Below are 25,708 nucleotides of genomic sequence, written 5' to 3' on the forward strand. Positions count from 1 at the left end.
CCGTTCACCCGCGCTCGTTGATGGCTGGGACCGGGACCGACGATGGAGCCTCTCGAGCTGAGCCAGGTGCTGGCGTTCAAGCCCACCCTGCGCGTCGAGCGCATGGAGACCGGGGCGATCTTCCTGATCGGCGAGCGCGAGCGCTTCGTCCTCTCCGGCGCCTGCACCGCCGAGGTGGCGGCGCTCGTCGACGGCCGCCGCACGGTGGGCGAGATCCTGCGCGCCGCGGCCGGCCGGCTCTCCGAGCCCGAGGCCCTGTACACCCTGGGCCGGCTCGCGGCGCGCGGCTACCTGGTCCCCGCGACACCGGAGCTCCCGTCCGAGAGCGCGGCGTTCTGGCGCGGGGTGGGTCTCGACGGCAGGGCGGCCGCCGAGGCCCTGAGCCGCACGCCGGTGTCGGTCCTGGCCCTGGGCGAGGCCGCTTTCGCCGGGTGGATGACCGAGGCGCTCGAACAGGCAGGCGCGCGGATCGACGGCGAGGCGGCCGTGCAGGTGGTGGTGACCGACGACTACCTGCGGCCCGAGCTCGCCTCGATCAACCGCCGCGCGCTGCGCGAAGGCGCGCGCTGGTTCCTGATCAAGCCAGCCGGCGTCCAGCCGCTCCTCGGGCCCGCCTTCGAGCCCGGCGCCGGCCCCTGCTGGGATTGCCTGGCGTTCTGGATGCGGCAGAACCGCCCGGTCGAGGAGCTCGTTCGCCGGCGCCGGGGGCACGAGGGCCACGTCGCTCCCCCCGGGGCGGCCACCGAGGCGAGCGTCAGGACCGCCTGCGGGCTCGGCGCCTCGGCGATCGCCCGCGCGCTCGCCCAAAACGAGTCGAGCTCCCCCCACGCGCTCAGCGCTCGGGTGCTCGCCCTGGATCTGGCCACGTTCCAGCTCACCGCCCACGCGGTGGTCCGGAGGCCGCAGTGCCCGGCGTGCGGAGATCCGGCGCGGATGGCGGCCGTCGGCGAGCGCCCGATCGAATTGCAGCCGGTCGAGAAGGCGCATTTCGAGGACGGCGGATATCGCCGGCAGAACCCGCGGCGGACCTACGAGCGCTATCAGCACCTCGTCAGCCCGATCACGGGCGCCGTGACGCACCTCGTCCCGATGCCGGGGCGCGACACCGAGCTCCGCGCCGTGTACGCGTCCGGTTATCTCGTCTGCCCTCGAGAGGGCGTTCCGAGCACCAACGTCTTCGACAAGGGCTGCGCCGGCAAGGGGCGCAGCGCGGACCAGGCCCGGGTGAGCGCGCTCTGCGAGGCCCTCGAGCGCTACAGCGGCGTGTACCAGGGGGACGAGGCGCGCGTCCGCGGCAGCAAGGACGAGCTCGGCGCGGCGGCGCTCGCGCTCGGGGACCTGCTGAATTTCAGCGAGGCTCAGTATCGCGAGCGCGCGGGCCTCAACGCGCGGGCGGCGGATCGCCGGCAGTGGGTGCCGGAGCCGCTCGATGCGGGCACCCGGATCGACTGGACCCCGGCGTGGTCGCTGAGCAAGCGCGAGCGGCGCTACGTCCCGCTGGCCTACTGCTACGCCGAGGCCCCGGCCGAGAGCGGCACCGCGTTCTGCGGCCCCTGCAGCAACGGCGTGGCGGCCGGCACCTGCCTCGAAGAGGCCGTATTGCAGGCCTTGCTCGAGCTCGTGGAGCGCGATGCCGCCGCGATCTGGTGGTACAACCGGCTCGCGCGCCCGGCCATAGAGCTCGACAGCTTCGGGGATCCGTACTTCGAGGCCCTCCAGGCGGACTACGCTCGCCTCGGCTGGGCCGTCTGGGTGCTCGACCTGACGCACGACCTCGGTATCCCCACCTGCGTCGCGCTCGCCCACGAGGCCCGGGAGGATCGGTTCACCATCGGGTTCGGCTGTCACCTCGACCCGCGTCTCGCCGTGCAGCGCTCGCTCACCGAGCTGAACCAGCTCTTCGATCCCGGGGGCGCGCGCCGTGCGCCGTGGGATCACGAGCGGCTGCAGGGCCGCGCGCATCTCTTCCCGAGCCCGGATCTCCCCCGGGTCGCGGCCGAGCGCCTGCCCCGGATCGGCGGGGCCGATCTGCGCGCCGACATCGAAGGATGCCTGAGGCGCCTCGACGAGGCGGGCCTGGAGCTCGTCGCGGTGGACAAGACCCGCCCCGACATCGGCTTGCCCGTGGTCCAGGTGATCGTCCCGGGGCTGCGCCATTTCTGGCCCCGGTTCGGCCCGGGGAGGCTGTACCAGGTGCCGTGCGCGCTGGGGTGGCTCCCTCGCCCGCTCGAGGAGGGCGAGCTCAACCCGGTCCCTCTGTTCGTCTAGCCCCGATAGCCGCCGAGGAGCTGCGCATGCGAGATGGCTTCCGGATCCTCGATATCGACCGTCACGTCTCCGAGCCTGTCGCCCTGTGGGCGGAGTACCTGCCGGCAGCGATGCGGGCGTATGCGCCTCGGCTCGCGCCCTTCGGGCCGCCCGAGCCGCTGGCCGCGCGGATGCGCCGCCTCGGCGAGCACGCGCTCTTGCCCACGCCCCCCATCCTCTGCGTGGACGGCGAGCCGATCCTGCGCGTCCCCGAGGCGGCCTACATCGAGCTCGGGCTCGCCGCCGCGCGCCGCCGCGAGCTCCTCGCCGCTTCGGAGAGGCCCGAGGGGCACCTCGCCGAGATGGACGCGACCGGCGTCGACGTCGCCGTCCTGCTCCCGACGTACGCATCCTATCTCGTCCACGACGACGGCATCGGCGCCGAGCGCGCGCGCGCCTACGCCCGCGCCTACAACCGATGGCTGGGCGACTTCTGCGCGAGCGCGCCGGACAGGCTCCTCGGCCCGGCGCTGCTCTCGCGCCACGATCCGGAGGCGATGGCGGTCGATCTGGAGCAGGCGGCGCGCGACGGCGCGCGCGCCGTGGTGCTCCGGCCCAACCCGGTGCAGGGCCGCACGCTGAGCGCGCCCGCCCACGCGCGGTTCTGGGCGGCGTGCGCGCACCACGGGATCGCCGTGCTCCTCCACGAGGGCACGCACGCGCGCGTCGCCACGGCGGGGGCCGATCGCTTCGAGACGCGGTTCGGCCAGCACGCGTGCTCTCACCCGATGGAGGCGATGATGGCGCTGCTCTCGCTCGTCGAGGGCGGCGTGCTCGAGGCCCACCCGACGCTGCGGGTGGGCCTGCTCGAGGCCGGGTGCGGCTTTCTGCCTTACTGGCTCTGGCGGCTCGATCAGGTCGAATACGCGCAGATGCGCGGCGAGGTGCGCGGCCGGGTGCGCCGGCCGCCCTCGGAGTACTTCCAGCGGCAGTGCTGGATCGCGCTCGAGCCCGGCGAGGCGATGCTCGACCGGGTGGTGCGGGAGATCGGCGCGACGCGGATGGTGTTCGGGACCGATTTCCCGCACATCGATCACGGGCCCGGGATGGTCGATGAGGTGATGGCGCTGCGGGGCGAGCTCGGGGACGAGGCGCTGCGGGCGATCCTCTGGGACAGCCCGTGCGGCCTGATGGGCGTGAATCCCGGCGTATCGACGAGCGCGTAGGTATCCGGCGCTGGACGGAGCGCGCGTGGGCATTGCGCGCGCGGCGATGCGCTCAGCATTGCTCGCCGCGACCTGGGGGCGCAGCCGGCCGCCCGGGGTGGGATTGGTCTGCCCGCGTGTCCCGCCGACGCCGGGGGCGACCGCGCGTGTCTCCAGGTGAAGCGCAGCGTCTCCAGGTGAAGCAGCCTCGGTCGTCGCCGGCTGCCGGGGGCCCTGCCCGCCCACGCAGGCGGCGCCGATCGCCGCGTCGGCGGCTCGCGCGCGGCGGTTCGCGCGCCTGGCATGCGCGCTGCAATAGGCGAGGACAGGACAAGGACAGGAGATCGAGGCGACCCGGCTTTATCGACCGTTCGAGGAACCGCCGGCGATGGACGCGACGTTTGCGCTGCTCGCCGCGGAGAAGGCCGACTCCTCGTGTCCCGGTCGAGGCCAAGGTGGCCTCGACCCGAGGTCGCCGATCAAACGGCAATTCTAACCAATGAGCAGGAGCTAATCATGAGCAAGAGCCAGCAAGTTCTCACGGTGGACCCGAAGACGGTCTCGATCAATTTCACGCAGGTCAACGGCCAGAGCAACCTCATCGTGAACGTCCCGAATACCCTGCAGGTCGCGGTGGCCAACAGCAGCGGCTACGAGCTGCAAAACGTCACCCTGGACCAGGCGGATGTTCACGTCCTGTACACGCCCAGAGGCAGCAACAAGTCGCAGGATGTGACGTCCGCTTTCGCGGTTACCTTCACGCAGGGAGGCAAGGTGATCTTCCCCAGCGTGGTCTCTTCCGGGCAGTGCAAGCCGCAGGGCTTCTTCGTGACGCCCTTGGCGCCGCAGGCGCTCAGCTATCTCGACGGCACCATCACGGTCGTCATCGAGAGCGACAAGATCATTTATGACGTGAAGTCCGATACAGGCGGCCAGTCCACGTCGGACGGCTGGACGGTCACCACGAGGGGGTAGCGCGAGCACGCCCATCGCTCCCTCGCCAAGAGGTCGCCCAGAGGGGCCGAAGTGGCTCTGCCCCTCGAGCGAGCGCGACGGTCGGCCGGGCGGGACGAGGGCGGCAGCGGAGGAAGAGAGCCCGAGCTCAGAGGCAGCGCAGCACGTTGTCGCGCACGAGCTGCCAGATGGTCTCGGGGATATCCCCGAGCCACCGCGCGTCCCGCTCGACCGGCGCCTCGGCGTCGTCGAGCGGGTCATCGGGGCTGTAGACGAGCCGCCAGAGCCGCTCGCTCACCGAGCCGTTCCGATCGATCACGAAGCGCTGCACGAGCTTCTTCGCGAGCGCCTCGCCCTCGACGTCGAGCAGCAACACCGGCGCCGCCACCTTCACCTCGCGCAGCGGCTTGAGGCGCAGGTACGCCCCCTTCACGAGCTCCGCCTCGTCCGGCGGCTCGAACCCCGCCTCCCGGAAGTCGACCGGAGCCTTTGTGTTGCCGACGAGGTAATACTCTCCCTGGGTCTCGGCGAGGATCGCGCCGCCCAGCCTCCCTACGCGTGCCATCTAGACCTCCTCCGCGGTGACGCTCTCGTCCGAGAGCACGAGCGTGCGCCCCGGCGTCTGGCCCGGGAGCGCTTCCCCATCCCATGTGTACTTGTTCGTATATCCGCGCGGCGTGACCATGTACCCCTCGAAGACGAAGGTGTTTGTCGACCCCACGAGCACCGTGGTCAGCATCCCGATCTCGTAGTCGAGGAAGTGATCGACATCGGTGAGCACCGCGCTCTCCAGCTTGCGATACGCGCTCTTCACGAGCGCCACCGGCGTCGTGCCCGCGCGGTGCTGGCGGATGATCTCCTGGGCCCGCACGATCTGGCGCGTCCGCCGCCCGCTCGCCGGATTGTAAAGGCCGATCACGAAGTCGGCGGACGCCGCCGCCTCGAGCCGCCGCTCGATGACCGGCCAAGGGGTCAGCAGGTCGGACAGGGAGATGGCGCAGAAGTCGTGCCCGAGCGGCGCGCCGACGAGCGACCCGCACGCGTTGAGCGCGGTCATCCCGGGCACCAGGCGGAGCTCCGGCGACTCGCCCCGCTTCCAGCCGATCTCCTCCAGCACCTGGAAGACGAGCCCGGCCATGCCGTACACCCCCGCGTCGCCCGACGAGATGATCGCCACGCGCGCGCCGTCCCGCGCCCGCTCCACCGCGGCCCGCGCCCGGCCGATCTCCTCGGTCATGCCGGTCTTGATCACCTCCTTGCCCTCGATGAGGTGCTTCACCAGCCGGATGTACGTCGTGTACCCCACGATGAGATCCGACGCGGCGATCGCCTCGAGGGCGGCGCGGGTCGCGTGCTCCTCGGCGCCGGGGCCGATCCCGACGATCGACAGGACTCCTTTGCTTTCACCCATGGCTCTCCTCGACGTTGCGCTTCGCGAACGGGACGCGCGCCACGGCGAGCGTCATCGACCGGCCCACGCCCGGCTCGGTGTAGGCCCGCTTCGGCACGAGCAGCTTCGCAGCCCCCGCCGCGCGCAGGGCGGCCGGCTCGGCGACGCCCCGGGCGCCGACGTGCTTCTTCACCGTCTCCGACGGGTTCTCGATCCCCTCGGTCGCGTCGAGCTCCTCGGCCGTGAACGTGACGAGCGGCCATCCCCGCCGCGCCGACAGCGCGAGCAGCGCCTCCTCGTCGGCCTTCTTGTCGATCGTCGCCAGCGCCTTCACCGACTTCGCCGACAGCCCGTGCTCCTCGAGCAGCCGGTCCACGCCGCGCTCCACCATGTCGAGCGGCGCGCCGCGGTCGCAGCCGACGCCGAGCACCAGGCTCTTCGGCCGGTAGACGACGGCGCGCTCGACGATCTCGGGGTGCGAGCGCCCGAGATCGCGGTCGCTCGCGACGAGCAGGATCTCCCACGCGCCCGGATCCACGCCGTCGAGCGACGTCGCGTAGCGCACGCCCGGCGGGAGCGGCGTCCCCTCGGGCCAGAACGAGGGCTCGCCCGTCTCCTGGACGAACAGCACCGGCGCGGCGTTCACGACCGCGGCGCAGCCGCGCGTCACGTTGCGATCGGGGTCGTCGAGCGTCCACCCGAGCTCGCGGCCGAGGATGTCGACCGTCAGCGTCCCGATCGCGTCCGACGCCGTGGTCACCACCGGCTGCGCGCCGAGGAGCGCGGCCACCTTCTCGGTGAACGCGTTGCCCCGGCCGACGTGGCCGGACAGCACGCAGATCGAGAACCGGGCCGCGTCGTCGACGCACACGACCGCCGGATCGACCTTCTTGTTCTTGAGCAGCGGCGCGACCATGCGCACCACGGCGCCGACGCTGATCACGAACACGTGGCAGTCGTAGGCCGTGAACGCCTCGGTCAGGAGCGGCCCCATCGGCAGCGGCAGCGGCTTCGCGCCCTCCGGCGCCCCGTCGAAGAGCTTCTGCGACACGTAGAGATCCGCGCCCGGCAGGCCCGGGACGAGCCGGCGCGCGATGTCGATCCCGTGGCGCGTGATGGCGTAGACGGCGTAGGGCTTGCGCTCGGGCGTCACGGGGCCTCCGGCTCTTCGTTCAAGCTGCTTCCGAAGCTGCCCGGCAGCGACGCCTCGGCCTCGCCGACGAGCAGCCCGCGGCGCTCCCCGCGCGTGACCACCACCATGGCGAAGCAGTCGCCCCGCTCGCCCTGCGCGGCCCTGAGGTCCCGCACGATCCGCTGCTCGGGCATCGTCGCCTTGGAGACGAACACCGCCCGGTCGAGGAGGCCCGCCCGCGTGAGCGCCTCGGTCACCTTGGGCATCTCCGCGCCGATCTTCATCAGGACCACGGTGTCGAAGCGCCGGAGCACGTCGGTCAGGTCGTCGACGCCGTACGTGGCGGGGAGGATGGCGATCCGCTCCTGCCCGTCGGCGAGCGACAGCCCGCTCACGGCCGGGACCGCCGTGACCGAGGTGACGCCGGGGACGACCTCGACCTCGAGCCCGGGGTAGCGGCGGAGCGCCTCGCGGCGCACGTAGACGAACGTGCTGAACAGCGACGGATCGCCCTCGGTGGCGAACGCGACGGACAGGCCCCGCGAGAGCCGCTCGCCGATCTTGTCGACGGCCGCGTCGACGTAGGGGCGCACGCGATCCGGGTCCTTGCTCATGGGGAAGGTGAGGAGCAGCCGCTCCTTGTCCCGCTGCTTGCCGACGACGGGCTCGAGGATCCGGTACGCCATCGACGCGCCGAAGTCCGAGCTGCGGGGGAGCGCGAGCACGTCCGCGCCCTCGAGCACGCGCACGGCGCGCAGCGTGAGCAGGTCCGGCGCGCCGGGGCCGACGCCGACGCCGTAGAGCTTGCCGAGGCCGCTCATGACGCCTCCGAGGCGCTCGCCGCGGGCTTCGTCGCGGCGAAGACGTGGATCGGGTTCAGCGCCTCGTACCGCATGTACCGCGCGAGCGGGACGCCGCGCGAGACCGAGAGCAGCGTGACCTCGGGGTCGAGCCCCCGCGCCCGCAGCGCCCGGTACGTCTCGGCCACGTTCTCCATCGTGATCGCGTTGACCACGAGCCGGCCGCCCGGCCGCAGCCGATCGAGCGCCGCCGTGATGATCTCCTCCATGCTCCCCTTGCTCCCGCCGACGAACACCGCGTCCGGATCCTCGAGCCCCGCGAGCGCCTCGGGCGCGCGGCCCGCGATCACGCGCACGTTGTCGACCCCGTGCGTGCGGACGTTGTCCCGGCAGATCTCCACGCCCTCCGGGTCGACCTCGATCGCATAGACGCGCCCGAGGGGGCAGAGCATCGCCGCCTCGATCGAGACCGACCCCGAGCCGGCGCCGACGTCCCAGACGACCGCGTCGGGGCGGATCGCCATCGACGCGATCGAGAGCAGGCGCACCTCGCGCTTCGTGATGAGGCCGTTCTTCGGCATCCGCTTCGCGAACGCGTCCTCGTGCAGGTACGGGACCGCGGGCGGCGGCCGCCACGCCGGATCGCTCCGGAGGAGCAGGAGCACGTTCAGCGGCCCGATGTCCTCGCAGGCCGCGAGCGCGGCGAGGTCGAACGCGCGCACGCGCTCGCCGGCGCCCGCGAGGCTCTCGCAGACCCACGCCTTCCAGCCGGCGTCGCCGTGCTCGAGGAGCCGCGCCGCGAGCCGGGCCGGGCCGTTCTCGCCGTCGGTCAGCACCGCGACCTTCGAGAGCCGGCGGAGGCGCGTCGCGAACCCCTCGGGCGAGCGCCCGTGGACCGAGACGAACGCGGCGTCGTCCCAGGCGATGCCCGTGCGCGCGAACGCCCACTGGACCGAGCTCAGGCTCGGGATGATCTCGACGTGCTCGCCGCCGAGCTTCCGGACGACGAGCGCGCCGACGCCGAAGAACAGCGGATCGCCCGAGGCGAGGATGCACACGTTCTGCTCGGCCGAGAGCGCCTCCACGCGCTCGAGCGCCGCGGAGAGCCCGCCCTTCAGGGCGATCTTCTCGCCGCGGAACTGCGGGAAGAACTCGAGGTGCCGCTCGCCCCCCACGAGCACCTCGGCCCGGGCGACCGCGGACGCGGCGCGGCTCGACAGGCTGGCGCAGCCGTCGTCGCCGATGCCGACGACGGTCACGGCGCGGCGGGCGCTCACCGCGCCCCCTGCGCGGGCTCGCCCGCCGGAGCGGGCGCCGCCTCGGCCGAGAGGAGCAGCAGCGCGTGGACGATCGCCACGGCGATCGGGCTGCCGCCCTTGCGGCCGCGCGCGACGATCGACGGGAGCCCGGACTCGAGCAGCGCCTCCTTGGACTCCGCCGCCGACACGAACCCGACCGGCACGCCGATCACGAGCGCCGGCCGCGCCCCCTCCTCGCGGGCGAGGCGCACCACCTCGAGCAGCGCGGTCGGCGCGTTGCCGATCGCGACGATCGCCCCGTCGAGGAGCCCGAGCCGGTGCGCCTTGCGCATCGACTCGATCGCGCGGGTCGAGCCGGCCGCCGACGCGGCCTGGATGACGTCGTCGTCCGAGATGAAGCAGTGGATCTTGCAGCCGTAGGACGCGAGCCGCTGCTCGTTCAGGCCGACGCCGATCATCTTCACGTCGACGAGCACCGGCGCGCCGCCCCGGAGCGCCTCGATCCCGCGCGCGATCGCCTCGGGGTGGAGCCGCATCAGCGACGAGAACTCGAAGTCCGCGGTCGCGTGGATCACCCGGCGGACGACCTGCCACTCCGCGTCCGGGAAGCCGTGCGCGCCCGCCTCCTCGTCGATGATCGCGAAGCTCTTGTCCTCGATGCGCCGCCCGAGCGCGGTCATCTGCCGCATGTCGTTCACCGCGCGCGCCTCCTCACCGCTCATGGCTCCTCCGCTCTGTCTCTGCCGGCGCCTTCGGCCGGGTACCGGCCGAGCAGCGCCCCGTTGAAATCGACAAGGCAGGCGTGCACCTCGAGGCCGCCGCCCGCGTGGCGCGAGGTGTGCTCGACGACGCGCCTGCAGATCCCCCCGGCCACGCCGGTGAGCCCCTCGCGCTGGCACAGCTCGAGCACGTGCCGCGCGGTGTTGGCCTGCCGGATCTCGGCCGCGATCTCCGGCCGCGCGCCGAGCTCCTCCGCGATCTGCGCGAGCAGCTCCATGCTCACCTCCGAGCCGGCGGCGTGCGTCATCATCTTGCCGTCGGCCATCTTCGAGAGCTTGCCGATCATGCCGACGATGACCGCGCGGGCGATCCGCCGCCGCGCCGCGTGGCGGACGCCGGTGCCGATGAAGTCGCCCACCTGGATGAACGCCTCCTCCGGCAGCTCCGGGTAGAGCTTCATCGCGTACGCCTCGGACTTGCCGCCGGTCGTCAGCGCGAGCGTCGCGATGCCGCGCTCGGCGGCGACGTCGATCGCCTGCACCACGCTCGCGCGGAAGGCGGCGGTCGAGTACGGCTTCACGATCCCGCTCGTCCCGAGGATGGAGATCCCGCCGATGAGCCCGAGGCGCGCGTTGATGGTCTGCTTCGCCATCTCCTCGCCCTGGGGGACGCTGATCGTGACCGTGGCGCCGGCGAAGCCCGAGCCCTCGAGCTCCTCGAGCACCATCTCGGTGATGTTCCGGCGCGGCACGGGGTTCACGGCCGGCGCGCCGACCGGCAGCCCGAGCCCGGGCTTGGTGACGACGGCGACCCCGTCGCCCCCGCGGATCTCGACGCCCGGCTCGCGGCGGAGCTCGACCTCGGCGACGAGCTCGGCGCCGTGGGTGCAGTCCGGATCGTCGCCGGCGTCCTTGATGACGCTGCACGTGGCGCGCGGCCCCTCGCGGTCGCAGCGCTTCAGCGGGAAGGTCACCCGCTGCCCGTTCGGCAGGGTCGTCTCGATGGCGTCGACGGCCGCGCCGCGCGCGAGCACGCGCGCCGCCGCCTTGGCCGCGGCGGCCGCGCACGCGCCCGTCGTGAACCCCTCGCGCTGCCCTTTCGGGTCTCTCGGCCGGACCTCTGCCATCCAGGATCCTGAACGATTACGCGGACTTCTTCAGCGGGTTGTTGAAGAAGCTCTCGAGGAGCACGCTGCCCTCCGGCGCGCCGAGCGCGGCCAGCCGCTCGCGGAGCGGGTAGATGACGGCGCCGTCGCCGGCGCAGAGCGCGGCGTCGTAGGGCCCGGCCGCGAGGTGATCGCCGACGAGCGCGCACGCGCGCGCCGGACGCTCGGGGTGGCCGACCGGGAGGAAGCCGCCGAGGACCGTCAGGCGGGCGCGCTCGGGGAGGCGCTCCCGGACGAACCGCTCGGACACGAAGGTGTCGTCGGACTCGACGAGCCAGACGAGGTCGAGCTGCGCCGCGCCGGCCGCGGCCGCGCCCCGCGCGATCCCGAGCGCGGCGGTGATGCCGGTGTCGGTGGCGACGACGAGCGCGCGGCCGGAGAAGCCGTCCGGGAGCCGCAGCTTGCCCCAGGGGCCGCTCCACTCGAGCTCCGCCCCGACGGCGATGTCGTTGAGCACGTTCGACCCCGGGCCGGCGCCGATGCGCTTGACCGCGATCTCGACGCTGCGCTGCTCGGCGTCGCTCGAGAGCAGCGAGTAGGCGCGCTTCGCGAGCTTGCCGCGGGCAGGGTGACCCCGGTGTTGATGATCACGTACTGCCCGCCGGCGAAGCCGAGCTCCGCGCCGTCGACGCGCTCGACGCGGAGCAGCCGCGCCCCGTGGCCGAGCGGCTCGGCGTGGACGATCCTGATCTTGGCGCTGCCTTGAGCCATCGGTCCGCTCCTGCTCCTGCTCCTGCCGTGATTACTCCGCCGGGTAGACCTCGTGCACGAAGTCGTGCATCTCCTCGAGCTCGCGGTAGAGCCGGCCGAGCCCGTCGACCTGGGCGCGGAGGTCGAGCTCGACCTGCTTCGTGAGGATGAGGAGCGAGCGCAGGTAGGCGATCTTCTCGTCGCCCGCGGGCGTCTTCGCGACCTTCTCCTGGAGCTCCGCGAGCGACCCCTCGAACAGCCGCGAGAGGCTCTTGAGATCCCCGGCGCGCAGCATCGCCGAGATCGGGCCGGGCGCCTCGGCCGCGGGGCCGAGCTCGGCGAGCTCGTGCGCGCGCTCGGCGGGATCGTCGATGCCGAGGATGTTCATGAGCCCCAGGCGAAGCGCGGCGATTTCGTGACAGGCCATGTCGGCTCCCTCCTAATCCGCCCCCTCCTACCAGCTAGAGAACAGGGCGGGAAGGAGCAGGCGGGGCGGCCCGTGCGCGCGCTTCGACGGGCGCTCGGTCCGTGCTAGGTGGGCCCGCCGCCGCGCGCCCAGCGAGCGCGGCGCCCGCGCGCCCATGCAGAAGATCACCCTCCTCGATCGCCTCCGCTACCGCTTCGATCTCACCATGGCGAAGGGCGCGCCCGCGCTCATCGCCTGGCTGTTCGTGCTCTCGACCGCGATGGTGGTCGTGTTCGCGGCGATCGTCGTGCTCCTCGGGCTCGCCCCCGACGGGGAGGAGGGCGCGCCGGTGTCGTTCCCCTCCGCCCTCTGGATCACGCTGATGCGCGCCCTCGACGCCGGCACCGTCGCCGGCGACACGGGCAGCCGCGGCTACCTCGCCGCGATGTTCGCCGTCACGCTCGGCGGCATCTTCATGGTCAGCATCCTCATCGGCATCATCACGAGCGGGATCGAGGACCGCGTGACCGAGCTCCGCAAGGGCCGCTCCCTCGTCTGCGAGGAGGGGCACACCGTCATCCTCGGCTGGTCGCCGCAGATCTTCTCGATGATCCAGGAGCTCGCGATCGCCAACGAGAGCCGCCCGCGCGCGGCCATCGCCGTGCTCGCCGAGAAGGACAAGGTCGACATGGAGGACGAGATCCGCGCGCGCGTCGGGCCGACCGGCAAGACGCGCGTGGTCTGCCGCACCGGAAACCCGTGCGATCCCGCGGACATCGCCATCGTGAACCCGGACGCGGCGCGGTCGATCATCCTGCTCTCGCCCGAGGAGGGGAACCCGGACTCGCAGGTGATCAAGTCGATCCTGGCGCTCACCAACAAGGCGGGGCGCAAGAAGGGGCGCTACCCGATCGTCACGCAGATCCGCGACCGGCGGAACCTCGACGCCGCGCGGCTCGTGGCGCGCGACGAGGCGGCGCTCATCCCCACGGAGGACGTGCTCTCGCGCATCACCGTGCAGACCTGCCGCAGCGAGGGCCTGAGCGTGGTCTACGGCGAGCTGCTCGACTTCAAGGGCCACGAGATCTACACGCGCGACGAGCCCGCGCTCGTGGGCAGGTCGTTCGGCGAGGCGCTCTTCGCGTACGACGACTGCGCGGTGATCGGGATCCGGCGGCGGGGCGGCGAGGTGCTGCTCAACCCGCCCATGGACGGGCGGATCGAGCCGGGCGACGCCGTCATCCTCATCGCCGAGGACGACAGCGCGATCGGCGCGCCCTCGAAGAAGCCGCCGAAGGTCGACGAGCGGGCGATCCGGGACGGCAAGCCCGCCGCGCCGCGGCCCGAGCGCACGCTCCTCCTCGGCTGGAACCGCCGGGCCGCGGCGTTCATCAACGAGCTCGATCACTACGTCGCGGAGGGCTCCGAGGTCACCGTCGTCGCCGACGTCCCCGACGCCAGGGAGCAGCTCGAGGCCGAATGCGGCGAGCTCCGGAACCTCGCCGTCAGGATCGAGCGGGGCGACACGACGGACCGGCGCACGCTCGACCGCGTGGTGGGCGCCTACGATCACGTGGTGACGCTGAGCTACTCCGACGCGCTCGATCCGCAGGAGGCCGACGCGCGCACGCTGGTCACGCTGCTCCACCTGCGCGACATCGAGGCGAAGCGCGGCCAGAGCTTCAGCATCGTGAGCGAGATGCTCGATCTCCGGAACCGCGAGCTCGCCGAGGTCGCGCACGCGGACGACTTCATCGTGAGCGACAAGCTCGTCAGCCTGATGCTCGCGCAGATCTCCGAGAACCGGGACCTCGCCGCGGTCTTCGAGGACCTGTTCGATCCGGAGGGGTCCGAGCTGTACCTGAAGCCCGCGCGCGACTACGTGCGCCTCGCCCGCCCGGTGACGTTCGCCACGATCGTCGAGTCGGCGCGGCGCCGCGGCGAGGTCGCGGTCGGCTACCGCCTCGCGGCGCAGGCCGACGACGCGGCGCAGGCCTACGGCGTGAAGGTGAACCCGAGGAAGCGCGCGCCGGTGACGCTCGGCGAGGGCGACAGGATCATCGTCCTGGCCGAGCAGTAGCGCGGGCGGGGCCCAAGCGCGCGGGGCCGAGGCCGCTCCGCGCCTCACTGCATGATGTCGTCGACGAGCCGCGCCACCAGCCGGTCGCCGAGCAGGTGCTCCTCCACGAGGTCCTTCGCGTCCTCCTCGCGGACGCCGCGGTACCACACGCCGTCCGGGTAGACGGCGACCGTCGGCCCCTCGCCGCAGCGCCCCATGCACGACGTCCTCGTCACGCGGATCTGCTGCTGCTGGCCGGCCTGCTTCACGCCGCGGCGCAGCGACTCGAGCAGCGCCAGGCTGCCGCGGTCCACGCAGTCGGCGTTGCCGCAGACGAGCACGTGCTTGCGCAGCGGGCGGTGGGCGTGCGGGTGGTTCGACGCCTGCGTGTGCGTGAGCGTGTGGCGCACGCTGTAGAGCATCGCCTTGAGCCCGCCGACCTCCCGGGCGAGCCCCGGCAGGGCCGTGCGGTACATGCACGTGTCGCAGGGGAGGGGAGCCTCGCCGGCGAGCGCCTGGCGCGCGCGCTCGTCGATCAGCCCCGACAGCGCGCTCGACCGGCCGAGGTGGGGCGCGAGCGACGCGCGGATCCACGGGTACGTCGACGCGAAGCGGTCGACCTGCTCGGCGAGCTTCGTCATGAGCCGGCCGGCGAAGAGGAAGTAGGGGAGGACGACGACGCGCTCGGGCCGCTGGCGCGCGACGCGCTCCAGCGTCTCCTCGACCGAGGGCCGCGTGACGCCGATGAAGGTCGGCTCGACCAGGAGCAGCCCCCGGCCCTCGCCGATGAGGCGCGTCATCTTGCAGAAATCGCCGTTCGCGTCCGGGTCGCTGGACCCGCGCCCCACCACGACGAGCGCCGTCCGGGCGCGCGCCGCCGGGTCGTCCGGCAGCGCGGACGCGGCGCGCTCGAACGCGAGCTCCGCGAGCGCCGGGTGCACGCCGAGGTGCCGCGCCGCCGAGAAGCGCACGCCCGGGTGCGCCGCCCGCGCCTGCTCGAGCGCCAGGGGGATGTCGTTCTTCACGTGCCCGGCCGCGAACAGGAACAGCGGCACGACCGCCACCCGCGACACCCGCGCCGCGAGCGCGGCGAGCGCGTCGGCGAGGTACGGCGTCGCGAGCTCGATGTAGCCGTGCTGCACCACGAGCCCGGGCCGCGACGCGCCGTAATCGGCGACGAGCGCCTCGAACTCGGCGTTCGACGCGGCGTCGCGGCTGCCGTGGCCGATCAGCAGGAGCCCTTCGTCATGCATGCGAGCGCCTCCTCCAGGGTGAGCGGGAGCATTGCGCGGCCGCGCGGGTCGAGCGGCTCGGCCGGGCCCAGCCGGGTCCAGAGCTCCGCGACCCACGGCCGCCTGAGCCGCGCTCGCGCGAGGAGCTCGCCGGCCGCGAACACCTCCCGCGGCGGCCCGTCCGCGAGCACCTGCCCGTCGCCGAGCAGCACCGCGCGCGTCGCGAACAGCGGCACGAGGTCGACCGCGTGCGTCGCGGCGACCAGCGTGGTCCCCTGCTGCTCCGAGAGCGCGCGCAGCGTCCGGCACAGGGAGAGCTCGCCCTCCGGGTCGAGCCCCGCGGTCGGCTCGTCGAGCAGCAGCACGCGCGGCTGCATCGCGAGCATCCCGGCGATGCACGCGCGCTTGCGCTCGCCGAAGCTCAGCGCCTCGATCGCGCGGCCGGCGAGGTGCGCGATCTGCACGGCCGAGAGCGCCGCCTCGGCGCGGCGCCGCGCCTCGGGCGCGGGCAGGCCCAGGTTCCGCGGGCCGAACAGGACGTCGTCGAGGAGCGTCGCGCCGAGCAGCTGGTCGTCCGGGTCCTGGAGCACGAGCGCGGCGCCCGCGGCCACGGCGTCCGAGGGCGAGCCCACGCGGCGACCGGAGATCTCGACGCTGCCGCCGGGCGCGGGGAGGAGCCCGACGAGCGTCCTGAGCAGCGCGGTCTTGCCGGCGCCGTTGCCGCCGAGCACCGCCACGGACTCACCCTCGGCGACGTCGAGGCGCACGTCGCGCAGCGCGGGCTCGGCGCCGCGGTAGCCCACCCTGGGCGCGCGGAGGGCGATCGCGCTCATCCCGCCGCTCCGGCGGCGACGCTGAGGCCGAGGGCCGCGAGGGCGAGGGCGGCGAACGCGAGGTTCGCGGCGGGCGCGCTCGGCCGGCGGTCGGCGATGGGGAGCTCCCCCCGGTAGCCGCGGAGCTGCATGGCGACGGCGGCGTGCTCGGAGCGCTCCAGGGTCCTGAGCGCCACGACGCCCGCGACGGCGCCGGCCGAGCGCGCGGCGGCGCCCGGGCGCGCGAACCCGCCGCGGAGCGCGGCGGCGCTCCACGCGCTGTCGGCGGCGCGCTGGAGCACGCCGGCGAAGCGCCGCGCGAGCGCGAGCAGCTCGACGAGGGCCGCGGGCGCGCCGAGCCCGGCGAGCGCCGCCTCGATCTCGGCCGGCGCGGCGGCGCTCGAGAGCCACCGGAGCACCGCGGCGGCCGCGAGGACGCGCGCGGCGATGGCCGCGGCGCGGCGGGCGCCGTCGCGCGCGATCGCGTCGAGCGGGAACGGCGCGCCCGCGAGGAGCGGCTCGCCCGGGGTGAGCGCGAGCGCGAGGGCCGCGGCGACCCCTCCGAGCCACGCGGCGGGCGCGAAGGCGCGCAGGATGGCGCCGGCGGTCACGCCCTGGAGGGCGAGGGCCGCGCTCGCGACGGCGAGCAGCGCGGCCGGCGTCCAGGGCGAGCGCGCGCCCGCGGCGACGCAGCACGCGGCCACGGCGGCCCCGAGGCGGAGCCGGGGATCCACGTCGCGGAGCCGCGCGGGGGGGTCAATCCGCACGGAGCCCGTCGCCGCCGGGCTTGCCGGCGGGCTGGCCGGCGCGCTCCACGAAGAGCACGCGCGAGAAGTAGCCGATGGCGAAGCCGGCGAGGAGCCCTGCCCAGAGGAAGGCGAAGAGCAGGAGGTCGCCCTCGAGGCCCGCGAACAGCGGCCCCGTGTCGTGGCGGCCGGCGTCCTCGGCGACGCGGCGGACGACCGCCTCGTCGACCCCGTCCCACGAGGCGTCGCCGCACGCGGCGAGCCAGAGCGCGGCGGCGAGCCGCAGCGCGCTGGCGAGCCGCAGCGCCGCGGCGCGCGCGCCCCCCGCGAGCGCCGGCAGCGCGCGCTGCGCGGCCCGCCGCGTCACGACGCCCCCGCGGGGAGCGGGACGACCTGGAGCCGCTCGAGGATGTCGGGCCGCCGGGCGCGCAGGAAGACGAGCGCTCCCGCGGTCATGGCGCCCTCGAGCAAACCGAGCGGCAGCTGGGTGGGGACGAAGGCCAGGGCGACGCCGGTGAACATGGATCCCACCGACCCGTCGCCCGCGAGCCCGAGCGCGAGCTCGAGGGCCGTGGTCGCGTACGTGGCCCAGTCGGACGTCACGCCGGCCAGGAACCCCGCGACCCAGAGGCTCGCGCCGCAGCGCCGCGCGAGCCGGAAGACGAGGTATCCGGTGAACGCGCCCGCGATGCCCATCGACGCGACGTCGGCGCCGAGCGTGGTGAGCCCGCCGTGCGCGAGGAAGAGGGCCTGGATGAGGAGCGCCACCACGGTGACGAGGACGGTCATCCAGGGGCCGATGAGCACCGCGGCGAGCCCGGTGCCGCACGGGTGGGAGCAGGTCCCTGCGGTCGGCACCGGCACGGGCATGCACGAGATCGCGAAGACGGCGGCGGCGACGAGGCCGACGAACGGCTTGTAGAAGGCGTCGTCCCGGGTGCGGCGCCGGAGCAGGTGGAGGGCGACGGCGACGAAGGGCAGGGCGAGCGCGTTCCAGACGGCGCACCAGCCGAGCGGCAGGACGCCTTCCGCGAGGTGCATCGCGGCCGCGGGCCGGGGCGCGAGCAGCGTCGCGAGGAGCACGGCGGCGATGGACACAGCGCGGCCGTGAAGACCGATTTCGGCGCTCCGGGTGAAGTCCGCACCCGAACGCCACGAAGACATGCGCAAGCTGCACCTCGTGGGGGGCTCGGGTAGGTCTCCCGGCTGATGGGTTCAGGGGGCCTTTCTGGCTCCCAGCGCCGCGTCCACCTTCCCAGGCCTCTTCAGAGGCCCAGTGGTCTTTGGAGGCGGCTCCCCACTCACGGTGGCGGTACCGCGCCGGTTTCGCACCGGCTTCCCTGTTATGCCCAGAGGGCACCCGAGGTGTGGATTGTCAGATGGATGCTCGGTAGTCCCGTTTCGCGCCCGGCGTCAAGGACGTCGCGCCGCGGCCGCGGGGCAGGCGCTCGCCCTGCGGCGGCTGCCCCGCGACCGCGGCGCGCGCAGGCGCGTTCGCGGCGGCCGTCTGGCGGCGCGCGCTGGCGCGTTCGCGGCGGCCGTCTGGCGGCGCGCGCGGGCGCGTTCGCGGCGGCCGTCTGGCGGCGCGCGCGGGCGCGTTCGCGGCGGCCGTCTGGCGGCGCGCGCTGGCGCGTCTCACGCCGGAACGAGCTCCGTGATGAGCCGCGCGCGCGGGCTTCCGCCGTGGGCCGTCCAGCGCGTCGCGGGCCGCCGAGCGCTCCCGGCGTCCGGAGGTCCGGCGCGGCGGAGGGGCGCGCTGTACCGCGCCCGGCCTCACGGCATTGCGAGCGGCCGGTCAGCCGCTGCCGCGGTGTCCACCGCGTGTGGTGCCGTCCTGTCGAGCCGACAGGCTGCGCTGCGCGCGCTCGCGCCCTCCGGGGGCAACGTGGCTTCCGCGAAATTGACCGAGACGCACGCGGACAAGCTTCCTCGAAAAAGCTGCAAGCGATGTGCTTCTGTGGTTAAAGTCTCTTTACTTGTTCATCCCGGGATCGCCGCTCGCTCCCCGGGGCCCGCTCGGAGCGTGCGCCGCCCCGCGCGTGCGGCGCACGTTCCGGTGATTTTCTCGCCGCAGTGTGCTTTGTTCGTCCTGGCTCTTTACTTGTGAGCAAGTGTTCCGTGCCAGGCTCGCTTCGTCGCGGAGCCTGGCGTGAACGGCGGCGGGCTCTCGTGTTCTCTTTTCGAGGGCGCGGCGAGCGACTCCGCCGGACGCTGCTCCGGCGCGGGTATGCCCGGCTCGAACGCGCATTCGCGAAAATCGGCGATGTGCGCGCTGCGCTGTCACCTGGCTGTCATCGTGCGGGAGCAATTCGCTCATCCGCGTGCAGCGGTTGCACTTTGTTATCGACAACCTGCTTCCGGGTGCCACACTCCGATCACCGCATGCGCACCGGCGCGGTTTCCCCCCCCCGGCCCGGAGCGCGTGCGGGCTATCTCGAGCACCGCAGCGGACGTTCTCCGCGCCGCTGCGGTTTCCCTACCGCGGTCATGTCTGGCCCCCCTCCAGCATGACACGCGGTCTTTTTTTGGCTCTCCTGGCGCGCTGTTCGGCAACTCACTTTCCTGTGAACGCCGCCTGCGATTTCGCCAGGAACGCTTTCATTCCGAGCTGTTGGTCCTCGCTGCCGAAGAGCGCGGCGAATGCCTGCGCTTCCAGCTCGTTGGCGGCGGTGAGGTCGAGGCTCTCGCCGCGCAGCAGGACGCGCTTGGCGGCGGCGACGGCGAGCGGCCCGCGCGAGGCGATCTTGAGGGCGGTGTCGCGGGCGCGCGCGAGGAGCTCGGCCGCCGGGAAGACGGCGTTGACGAGGCCGATCGAGAGCGCCTGTTCGGCGGTGATCATGTCGCCTGAATAGATGAGCTCGCGCGCGCGGCCGGGGCCGACCCGCCGCAGCAGCCGCTGGGTGCCGCCGAACCCGGGGATGACGCCCAGGTTCACCTCGGGCTGGCCGAGCTTGGCGCCTTCCGCGGCGTAGATGAAGTCGCAGGCGAGGGCGAGCTCGCAGCCGCCGCCCAGCGCGAAGCCGTTGACCGCGGCGATCACGGGGAACGGGGCGGTCTCGATGAGGTCGGCCAGGCGGTGGCCTGCCTCGGCGAACCGCTTCGCGGCGATGCTGTTCATGGCGGCCATCTCCGCGATATCGGCGCCGGCGACGAACGCCTTGCCAGCGCCGGTGAGCACGGCCGCGCGCACCTCGCTGCCCTCGGCGGGCGCGAGGAGGTCGTGGAAGGCCGCGGTGAGCTCGCCGAGGACGGCGGGGTTCAGGGCGTTGAGCTTGTCGGGCCGCTGGATGGTCACGGTGGCGACGTGGCCCGCGCGCTCGACGGCGACGAGCTGGAGCGCACCGCGAGCAGGGCTCCCCGGCTGCTGTTCTTGAGCGGTCATGACCGGTGGTTAGCAGCGCGCCGCGCCGGGGGGAAGCGAGCCCCGCGCCCGAGCGGCGAGCGCCCGGCCGGCGCCGGAGCGCGCGGCGCCGAGCCTCCTCATGAGGACGCGAGAGGCCCGGCCCCCGGCGCGCGCCGGCGATGTTGACGGGTGAGCCGCAGCGTGGTCCTCTACCCTGGGCGCGCCGATCAACCAATGAGCTACCGCTGGCGTATCGACTGCTTCCCGGATGTCGTGTGGATCGCGCGCGGCTCCGACGCGCCGGCGCACGCAGGCGCGCAGCGGCTCTCGGCGACAGAGGCGACGTGGTGGCTGAGCGCGCGGTCCGCCGACCCGATCTACGGCCCGCTGGTCCTCGCCGACCTCTGTGATGCGCTCGGCCACACCCTCTCCACGGGACCGTCGCTCGATCCGAGCAGGCTCCGAGCGCGGGTGCAGGAGGCGCTCCTCGACGGCCGCCTGGTGGCGTACCGCATGCGGAGCGTCTCCTCCGGCGCGCCCGTCGTGTCCCCGGAGCGCCCCGAGGCCAGCGGGCCTGAGCCCCCTGCCCGGGACGAAAAGACCTGGGTCGCGATTCAGCTCATGGACGATGGAGACCCGCCGCAGCCCGTCCCGTTCAAGAAATACCGGCTCGAGCTGCCAGGCCAGCTGCCCCGCGAGGGCATGCTCGATCAAAATGGCCGCATCTTCGTCGAGGATATCGACCCAGGGGCGTGCAGGATCTCGTTCCCGGAGCTCCATGACGACGACTGGCGTCCTGCTTAGGCGCAGAGACGACACGAGCTGCTGCGAGGCTCTTCGACTGGCGATGGCATGACGGACAAACAGGTCTCGGTCGCGACAGGCAAGCAACATCGGTTCATCCTCGCGCCCAAGCTCGAGTGCAGCGAGCTGCCGGGCCCCCACTTCGATTTCGACACCACGTTCATCCGGCCCGACGGCATGGCCGCGCTCGGAGCGATCGCCGACACGCTGCGCCGCAAGCGCGACAAGCGCGCCGCGATCTTCGGCCACACCGACACGGTCGGCGACGAGACCTATAACAAGAAGCTGAGCGAGGAGCGCGCGCGGGTCGTGCTCGCCGCGCTCACGCACGACCCGGCGCCGTGGGAAGACCGTTACCAGGCCGAGCGCTGGGGCGTCCGTGTCGTGCAGGCCATGCTGAACGACGTTCAGCCGCGCGAGGACCGGAGCCCACGGCTCGCCGAGGACGGCGTCTCTGGCCCGCTCACCCGGGCGTCGATCCAGCGCTTCCAGGAGCGCGCGGGCGTCGACCAGGACGGCGACGCCGGCCCTGCCACGCGGAAGGAGCTGTTCCTCGCGTACATGAAGCGCTCCATCGAGGAGCCCGTGGACCCGGGGCAGCTGGTCGACATCGGGGGCGCCAAGTACATGGGGTGCGGCGAGTACAACCCCTTCACCGAGAGGAGCGCCGACGACGCCAGCCGCCGTGTCGTGGTCATCCTCTTCAGCCCCGCGACCGTTCCGAGCGGCCTGCCCTGCGCGATCGGCGATACGGGGCCTTGTCAGCCCAACCTCCGGGGCAAGGACGCCCCTCCGGCCCCGGCCGACAAGACACCGCACTTCCGCTGCAATGTCTACCGGGGCATCGCCGAGCGCTGCCCTTGCGGGCCGGGCACCGAGCTCATGTCGTTCCGCGTGCAGCTCCACGACGAGATCTACGCCCCCTGCGGCGGCGTCGCGTACCGGCTCACGCTGCCGTCGGGCAGCGTCATCCACGGTGAGGCCGACGCGAGCGGCTGGCTCCGCAACGCCGTCCCGAAGGGCAGGCAGGTGGTCCTCGTGACGTACACGCCCGAGGGGTACGATCACGAGATCAGCCTGCGCGTGCGGCTGACCGACGCCGACCCCGCCTCGGACGACGCGATGCTCTGCCACCTCTTCAATTTCGGGTTCGCCCACGACGACGGCTCCGATCGGGGGATGATCCTCCGCTTCCAGGCGGCGAAGGGCCTGGAGCTCACCGGCGAGATCGACGACCCGACCCGAGCCGCCATTCGGCAGATCGTCGAGGGAGATGACGGCTCGATGCGCGAATGCCTGCGGGAGGACGCCGCATGAGCGACACGAAGGCCGCTCCGAGCTTCTTTTACTACGCCATGGTCGACGGCACCTCGGCCGTCGACAGCGTCGCTTTCGGCAAGGATCTCGACGCCAGGGGCGGGTCGACGGGGTGGCGCAACCTGCTCGATCTGCTCGCGGCCGATCCCGCGGACGGCGCGCGGCTCGTCGATCCGAGCCACGATTTTCTGCCCATCTACAAGCTGAAGCGCGCGGGCGCGATGGCCGCGGGCGATCCGAAGGGCATCTCCGTCATCTGCCCTGGCGGGCTCAACGGGGAGGGCAAGGACGCGATGTGGCAGGACTTCCGCGGCGGCACGCCCGTCGCGTTCCCCCTGACGGGCGGCCGCCGCGTGCAGCTGCTCGGCCGCCACGCGGCGGCGGAGCTCTCCGCCAAGTTCATCGCGTCGTTCGTGGTCAACCCGGCGATCGAGGTCGACGGGGCGAAGAGGCACATCGCCAGCGACGCGACGTCCACGAAGGGCACGCTCTTCCGCGCGAGCCTGCTTTACCTGAGCTCTCATGGATGGCTCGGCGGCTTCGCCAAGGGCGACGAGCTGCAGCCCTACCCGGCGGCGTCGCCCGCCTCCGCGCCAGGCGTCACCGACGATCCCAGGTCGGCGTACGTCCCGATGGCGGCGTACTTCGTGATTGGCAAGATCGACGCGTCGGGCAAGGGCTTCTCGGGGCCGGAGTGGATCATCCTCGCTCAGTGCTCGACGCTCAACAACACCACGTGGGCGCCGTGGGCGCGCGTGATGGCGCGCAGCAGCCCGCAGGTGCGCGGCATCCTCGGCTATGAAGAGGCCTCGCCCGCGGCCGTGGCGTCCATCTCCATCGCGGATTCGTTCTTCAACAACCTGAAGGCGAAGATGCCCTTCTACGAAGCGTGGAAGGCCGCCAATCGGGGACAGAACTGGGCCGCCATCGTGCACAAGGACGCGATGGGCGACACGCTCGCCGGGTGGGCGAACAGGCCGCCGCTCTCGGGCAACGCGCTCTCCGATTACCTCGGCTCTGCCTCGAGGGCGCCCGCGCAGGTGAAGATCGACGACCCGCCGCCGCCTTATGGGGTGAGGGTCTTCCACCGGAGCGGCAGCAGCGGGGCCGAGATCACGCCCGACGTGCTCGACAGCTACACGGCGTTCCTGATCGCGGATGACGAGTATCGGGTCGTGATCACTCCTCCCGCCGGGGGCGACATCACCCGGGTGAAGGTCCAGTGGATTCACATCCGGGACACCTTTCAGCAGTTCGACCTCGCCAGGCTCTTCGCTCAAATCGTCGCGAGCGGTTCGGGGGTGACCGTGAGCCGGAAGGACCCGAAGGTCGTGGTGGCCGACTACGCCGCCGCCCAGACGGGCGCGGTGGAGATCACCTTCACCGCCACGACCGAGGAGCGCCTCCGCGCGAGCGGGCTCGCGGCGCATCATTCCTATCTCTGGCCGCGGATCCACCTGACGGGAAAGGGCATGGCGGACGTGCGGCTCGACATGAAGACCCGCGGCATCGGATACTACGGTTGATGAGGGTCCGCGCGCTCCCGCTCGCCGCCGCGTTGCTCCTCGCCGCCTGCGGCCGCCCGGACGCCGCGCCGACGGCGCCCGTCGCGCCCGCTCCGGCGGCGAGCTCGCCCGGCGCCGCTGCCCCGCCTGCGGGGACCGCGCCGCCGGCCGCTCCCTCCGCCGAGGCCGCGCCATCCGCCCAGACCGCGCCGCCGGCCGCTCCTTCCGCCGAGGCCGCGCCGTCGGCGGCCGCCGACGCGCCGGACGCGGGGGGCGCCCTGCCGGCCGAGCCGGACCCGACGGTGTTCAAGCTGTCCAGGCTGTTCATCGGCAAGGTCCTGACCGTCACGGCGGGCGGGCGCGCCGAGCGCGTGGTGACGAGGAGCTTTCGCGGCGATACGCCCGAGCGCGGCCACGTCACGCCGGCGAGCGTCGAGGCGTTTCGCCGTGTCTTGCGCGAGGCGCGCTTCTGCTCCCTCGCCCCGAAGCAGCGCGAGAGCGCGCCCAGCTACACGGTCATGGAGGCGGCCTTTCCCGACGTCGCCTGCTGGGTCGAGCTGCCTGACAGCCGATGGGAGAAGCTCCCGGCGGCGAGGAGGGTGCTGGACGCCGCTCGCCGCCTCGAGGCCGAGGCCTTCCCGAAGCCGTGATCCGCCGTCACGCCCCCTCCCTCTCCCCCATCATTCCCCCCTCATCCCCCTGGAGAGAGCCAGCGGAGGAGGGGGTGCCGCGCGGGGGGCCGGCGGGGTAGGGCCCCACAAACCCGAGCGCCGGCGTGCTCCTCGCGACGCCCTCCGGGACCGACCCACCCATTCCCACGGCAATAGCCCCGCAAAAGGCGCGAGTTTGTGGGAGGGGCCCCCGCCGGCCCCCCGCGCGGCACCCCCTCCTCCGCTGGCTCCGCTGCAGCCGCGCCCCCTCCGCTACACCGCCCGCCCCGTCTTCTGCCCCTTTTCGTCGTACACGTAGAACCCCCGCCCGCTCTTCTTCCCGTACCACCCTGCCGCCACCAGGTTCCGCAGCAGCGTGGGCGCCCGGTACTTCGAGTCCCCGAACTCCCGGTGCAGCACCTCCGCGATCGAGAGCACCGTGTCCAGCCCGATCAGGTCCGCGAGCTCCAGCGGCCCCATCGGGTGGTTCAGCCCGAGCCGCGCCCCCGCGTCGATGTCCTCCGGCGTGGACAGCCCCTCCTGGAGCGCGAAGCACGCCTCGTTCAGGAACGGGATCAGCATCCGGTTCACGATGAACCCCGGCTGGTCCTTCGAGGTGATCACCGTCTTGCCGAGCCCCACCGCGAGCGCCCGGACGGCCTCGTACGTCGCGTCCGACGTCTGCACCCCCCGGACGAGCTCGACAAGCTTCATCAGCGGCACCGGGTTCATGAAGTGCATACCGATGACCAGCTCAGGCCGGCCGGTCACCGCCGCGAGCCGCGTGATCGAGATCGACGACGTGTTCGACGCCAGGATCGCCCCCTTCGGCATCGCCGCGTCCGCGAGCTTGAAGATCCCGCTCTTCACCTCGAAGTTCTCGGTCACCGCCTCGACGGCCAGGTCGACCCCCGACAGGCCGGCGATGCCGTCCGCGACCGCCACGCGGCCGAGGAGCGCCTCCCGCGCCTCGGCGGCCATCTTGCCCTTCTCCACCAGCTTCGCGAGGATGGCGGCGATCTGGGCCTTGCCCGACTCCGCCAGCGCCCTCGAGACGTCGCACAGGACCACCTCGAGGCCCGCGGCCGCGGCGACCTGGGCGATGCCTCGCCCCATCTGGCCCGCGCCGATCACCCCGAAGCGCTTGATCGTCGTAGCTTCCATGGCCGCGGTTGATACCCGAAGCCGAGGGCGCGGTGAACCGCCCATGCCGACGGCCCGCCCGCTGGCCGTCCCCGCAGCAGAAGCACGCGAAAGCTCCGCCCGCGCTTC

Annotated in this window: 22 protein-coding genes, 2 pseudogenes and 1 riboswitch; of the genes and pseudogenes, 8 read left to right on the top strand and 16 right to left on the bottom strand. The window is 73.0% G+C overall.

The window, feature by feature from the left end:
* Window positions 1-42: 42 nt before the first annotated feature.
* From WMF33_RS02100 to WMF33_RS02110, 3 genes are all read left to right on the top strand, one after another.
* A complete protein-coding gene (locus tag WMF33_RS02100) occupies window positions 43-2,268 on the top strand; it encodes a TOMM precursor leader peptide-binding protein (RefSeq protein ID WP_437335579.1) in 2,226 nt (741 codons plus the stop codon).
* 26 nt (window positions 2,269-2,294) lie between these two features.
* Window positions 2,295-3,473, top strand: coding sequence for an amidohydrolase family protein (locus tag WMF33_RS02105; protein WP_437335580.1), 1,179 nt, complete (start codon window positions 2,295-2,297; stop codon window positions 3,471-3,473).
* A gap of 495 nt (window positions 3,474-3,968) precedes the next feature.
* Window positions 3,969-4,427 carry a hypothetical protein gene (locus tag WMF33_RS02110; protein ID WP_437335581.1) on the top strand — a complete coding sequence of 153 codons (459 nt, stop codon included), beginning with the start codon at window positions 3,969-3,971 and terminating at the stop codon, window positions 4,425-4,427.
* Between the two features lie 127 nt (window positions 4,428-4,554).
* On the opposite strand, the pseudogene cobJ reads toward WMF33_RS02110, so the two are convergent.
* The 9 genes and pseudogenes from cobJ to WMF33_RS02155 all read right to left on the bottom strand — a co-directional run bounded on the left by cobJ (window position 4,555) and on the right by WMF33_RS02155 (window position 11,989).
* Window positions 4,555-5,817, bottom strand: a pseudogene (cobJ, locus tag WMF33_RS02115) (precorrin-3B C(17)-methyltransferase).
* A complete protein-coding gene (locus WMF33_RS02120) occupies window positions 5,810-6,949 on the bottom strand; it encodes a cobalt-precorrin 5A hydrolase (RefSeq protein ID WP_437335582.1) in 1,140 nt (379 codons plus the stop codon). Before WMF33_RS02120 ends, cobJ begins: the two are co-directional and overlap by 8 nt.
* A complete protein-coding gene (gene cobI, locus WMF33_RS02125; RefSeq protein WP_437335583.1) occupies window positions 6,946-7,749 on the bottom strand; it encodes a precorrin-2 C(20)-methyltransferase in 804 nt (267 codons plus the stop codon). The genes WMF33_RS02120 and cobI overlap by 4 nt, the downstream gene beginning before the upstream one ends.
* Window positions 7,746-9,005, bottom strand: coding sequence for a precorrin-6y C5,15-methyltransferase (decarboxylating) subunit CbiE (cbiE, locus tag WMF33_RS02130; RefSeq protein ID WP_437335584.1), 1,260 nt, complete (start codon window positions 9,003-9,005; stop codon window positions 7,746-7,748). Before cbiE ends, cobI begins: the two co-directional genes overlap by 4 nt.
* Window positions 9,002-9,709, bottom strand: a complete 708-nt coding sequence (locus WMF33_RS02135; protein ID WP_437317652.1) for a precorrin-8X methylmutase — start codon at window positions 9,707-9,709, stop codon at window positions 9,002-9,004. The genes cbiE and WMF33_RS02135 overlap by 4 nt, the downstream gene beginning before the upstream one ends.
* Complete coding sequence (locus WMF33_RS02140; RefSeq protein ID WP_437335585.1) at window positions 9,706-10,833, bottom strand: cobalt-precorrin-5B (C(1))-methyltransferase; 1,128 nt, start codon at window positions 10,831-10,833, stop codon at window positions 9,706-9,708. The genes WMF33_RS02135 and WMF33_RS02140 overlap by 4 nt, the downstream gene beginning before the upstream one ends.
* A gap of 16 nt (window positions 10,834-10,849) precedes the next feature.
* On the bottom strand, window positions 10,850-11,329 hold the full coding sequence (locus WMF33_RS02145; protein WP_437335586.1) for a hypothetical protein: 480 nt from the start codon (window positions 11,327-11,329) through the stop codon (window positions 10,850-10,852).
* Window positions 11,330-11,404: pseudogene (locus WMF33_RS02150) on the bottom strand (FAD-dependent oxidoreductase); the annotation flags it as partial. It lies immediately after the preceding gene.
* A 210-nt stretch (window positions 11,405-11,614) separates the two neighbouring features.
* Complete coding sequence (locus WMF33_RS02155) at window positions 11,615-11,989, bottom strand: DUF3209 family protein (RefSeq protein ID WP_061626878.1); 375 nt, start codon at window positions 11,987-11,989, stop codon at window positions 11,615-11,617.
* A gap of 154 nt (window positions 11,990-12,143) precedes the next feature.
* Here WMF33_RS02155 and WMF33_RS02160 point away from each other — a divergent pair, with 154 nt between their 5' ends.
* Window positions 12,144-14,048 (top strand): CASTOR/POLLUX-related putative ion channel, encoded by a 1,905-nt coding sequence (locus WMF33_RS02160; protein WP_437335587.1) that lies wholly within the window; start codon window positions 12,144-12,146, stop codon window positions 14,046-14,048.
* Between the two features lie 44 nt (window positions 14,049-14,092).
* On the opposite strand, the gene WMF33_RS02165 is transcribed toward WMF33_RS02160, so the two are convergent.
* The 6 genes from WMF33_RS02165 to WMF33_RS02190 all read right to left on the bottom strand — a co-directional run bounded on the left by WMF33_RS02165 (window position 14,093) and on the right by WMF33_RS02190 (window position 20,199).
* Window positions 14,093-15,280, bottom strand: a complete 1,188-nt coding sequence (locus tag WMF33_RS02165; RefSeq protein ID WP_437335588.1) for a CbiX/SirB N-terminal domain-containing protein — start codon at window positions 15,278-15,280, stop codon at window positions 14,093-14,095.
* Window positions 15,256-16,092: an energy-coupling factor ABC transporter ATP-binding protein gene (locus tag WMF33_RS02170; protein ID WP_061626885.1), complete on the bottom strand. Its 837-nt coding sequence runs from the start codon at window positions 16,090-16,092 to the stop codon at window positions 15,256-15,258. The genes WMF33_RS02165 and WMF33_RS02170 overlap by 25 nt, the downstream gene beginning before the upstream one ends.
* A complete protein-coding gene (locus WMF33_RS02175) occupies window positions 16,089-16,838 on the bottom strand; it encodes a CbiQ family ECF transporter T component (RefSeq protein ID WP_437335589.1) in 750 nt (249 codons plus the stop codon). Before WMF33_RS02175 ends, WMF33_RS02170 begins: the two co-directional genes overlap by 4 nt.
* Window positions 16,828-17,184 carry a hypothetical protein gene (locus WMF33_RS02180; protein WP_437335590.1) on the bottom strand — a complete coding sequence of 119 codons (357 nt, stop codon included), beginning with the start codon at window positions 17,182-17,184 and terminating at the stop codon, window positions 16,828-16,830. The genes WMF33_RS02175 and WMF33_RS02180 overlap by 11 nt, the downstream gene beginning before the upstream one ends.
* Window positions 17,181-17,915 (bottom strand): energy-coupling factor ABC transporter permease, encoded by a 735-nt coding sequence (locus WMF33_RS02185; RefSeq protein ID WP_061621266.1) that lies wholly within the window; start codon window positions 17,913-17,915, stop codon window positions 17,181-17,183. The genes WMF33_RS02180 and WMF33_RS02185 overlap by 4 nt, the downstream gene beginning before the upstream one ends.
* A 77-nt stretch (window positions 17,916-17,992) precedes the next feature.
* Window positions 17,993-18,196: riboswitch (cobalamin riboswitch) on the bottom strand.
* Window positions 18,197-19,371: 1,175 nt separating this feature from the next.
* A complete protein-coding gene (locus tag WMF33_RS02190; RefSeq protein ID WP_437335591.1) occupies window positions 19,372-20,199 on the bottom strand; it encodes an enoyl-CoA hydratase/isomerase family protein in 828 nt (275 codons plus the stop codon).
* Between the two features lie 195 nt (window positions 20,200-20,394).
* On the opposite strand from WMF33_RS02190, the gene WMF33_RS02195 reads away from it, so the two are divergent.
* From WMF33_RS02195 to WMF33_RS02210, 4 genes are read left to right on the top strand one after another with little or no spacing between them, the layout of a single operon-like run.
* Window positions 20,395-20,964, top strand: a complete 570-nt coding sequence (locus WMF33_RS02195; RefSeq protein WP_437335592.1) for a hypothetical protein — start codon at window positions 20,395-20,397, stop codon at window positions 20,962-20,964.
* Between the two features lie 48 nt (window positions 20,965-21,012).
* Complete coding sequence (locus WMF33_RS02200) at window positions 21,013-22,281, top strand: peptidoglycan-binding protein (RefSeq protein ID WP_437335593.1); 1,269 nt, start codon at window positions 21,013-21,015, stop codon at window positions 22,279-22,281.
* On the top strand, window positions 22,278-23,807 hold the full coding sequence (locus WMF33_RS02205; protein WP_437335594.1) for a hypothetical protein: 1,530 nt from the start codon (window positions 22,278-22,280) through the stop codon (window positions 23,805-23,807). The genes WMF33_RS02200 and WMF33_RS02205 overlap by 4 nt, the downstream gene beginning before the upstream one ends.
* Window positions 23,807-24,436, top strand: a complete 630-nt coding sequence (locus WMF33_RS02210; protein ID WP_437335595.1) for a hypothetical protein — start codon at window positions 23,807-23,809, stop codon at window positions 24,434-24,436. Before WMF33_RS02205 ends, WMF33_RS02210 begins: the two co-directional genes overlap by 1 nt.
* Before the next feature lie 273 nt (window positions 24,437-24,709).
* Here WMF33_RS02210 and WMF33_RS02215 read toward each other — a convergent pair whose 3' ends face one another.
* Window positions 24,710-25,600 carry a 3-hydroxyacyl-CoA dehydrogenase family protein gene (locus WMF33_RS02215; RefSeq protein WP_437335596.1) on the bottom strand — a complete coding sequence of 297 codons (891 nt, stop codon included), beginning with the start codon at window positions 25,598-25,600 and terminating at the stop codon, window positions 24,710-24,712.
* Window positions 25,601-25,708 lie beyond the last annotated feature (108 nt).

Origin of the sequence: Sorangium sp. So ce394 (assembly GCF_051474665.1) — a bacterium.
GTDB lineage: Bacteria > Myxococcota_A > Polyangia > Polyangiales > Polyangiaceae > Sorangium > Sorangium cellulosum_D.

Excerpts from the sequence above, each read along its gene's own strand:
- WMF33_RS02100 (WP_437335579.1), top strand. The coding sequence starts at position 43 with ATGGAGCCTCTCGAGCTGAGCCAGGTGCTGGCGTTCAAGCCCACCCTG.
- WMF33_RS02105 (WP_437335580.1), top strand. The coding sequence starts at position 2,295 with ATGCGAGATGGCTTCCGGATCCTCGATATCGACCGTCACGTCTCCGAG.
- WMF33_RS02110 (WP_437335581.1), top strand. The coding sequence starts at position 3,969 with ATGAGCAAGAGCCAGCAAGTTCTCACGGTGGACCCGAAGACGGTCTCG.
- cobI (WP_437335583.1), bottom strand. The coding sequence starts at position 7,749 with ATGAGCGGCCTCGGCAAGCTCTACGGCGTCGGCGTCGGCCCCGGCGCG.
- WMF33_RS02135 (WP_437317652.1), bottom strand. The coding sequence starts at position 9,709 with ATGAGCGGTGAGGAGGCGCGCGCGGTGAACGACATGCGGCAGATGACC.
- WMF33_RS02140 (WP_437335585.1), bottom strand. The coding sequence starts at position 10,833 with ATGGCAGAGGTCCGGCCGAGAGACCCGAAAGGGCAGCGCGAGGGGTTC.
- WMF33_RS02155 (WP_061626878.1), bottom strand. The coding sequence starts at position 11,989 with ATGGCCTGTCACGAAATCGCCGCGCTTCGCCTGGGGCTCATGAACATC.
- WMF33_RS02160 (WP_437335587.1), top strand. The coding sequence starts at position 12,144 with ATGCAGAAGATCACCCTCCTCGATCGCCTCCGCTACCGCTTCGATCTC.
- WMF33_RS02165 (WP_437335588.1), bottom strand. The coding sequence starts at position 15,280 with ATGCATGACGAAGGGCTCCTGCTGATCGGCCACGGCAGCCGCGACGCC.
- WMF33_RS02170 (WP_061626885.1), bottom strand. The coding sequence starts at position 16,092 with ATGAGCGCGATCGCCCTCCGCGCGCCCAGGGTGGGCTACCGCGGCGCC.
- WMF33_RS02190 (WP_437335591.1), bottom strand. The coding sequence starts at position 20,199 with ATGACCGCTCAAGAACAGCAGCCGGGGAGCCCTGCTCGCGGTGCGCTC.
- WMF33_RS02195 (WP_437335592.1), top strand. The coding sequence starts at position 20,395 with ATGAGCTACCGCTGGCGTATCGACTGCTTCCCGGATGTCGTGTGGATC.
- WMF33_RS02200 (WP_437335593.1), top strand. The coding sequence starts at position 21,013 with ATGACGGACAAACAGGTCTCGGTCGCGACAGGCAAGCAACATCGGTTC.
- WMF33_RS02205 (WP_437335594.1), top strand. The coding sequence starts at position 22,278 with ATGAGCGACACGAAGGCCGCTCCGAGCTTCTTTTACTACGCCATGGTC.
- WMF33_RS02210 (WP_437335595.1), top strand. The coding sequence starts at position 23,807 with ATGAGGGTCCGCGCGCTCCCGCTCGCCGCCGCGTTGCTCCTCGCCGCC.
- WMF33_RS02215 (WP_437335596.1), bottom strand. The coding sequence starts at position 25,600 with ATGGAAGCTACGACGATCAAGCGCTTCGGGGTGATCGGCGCGGGCCAG.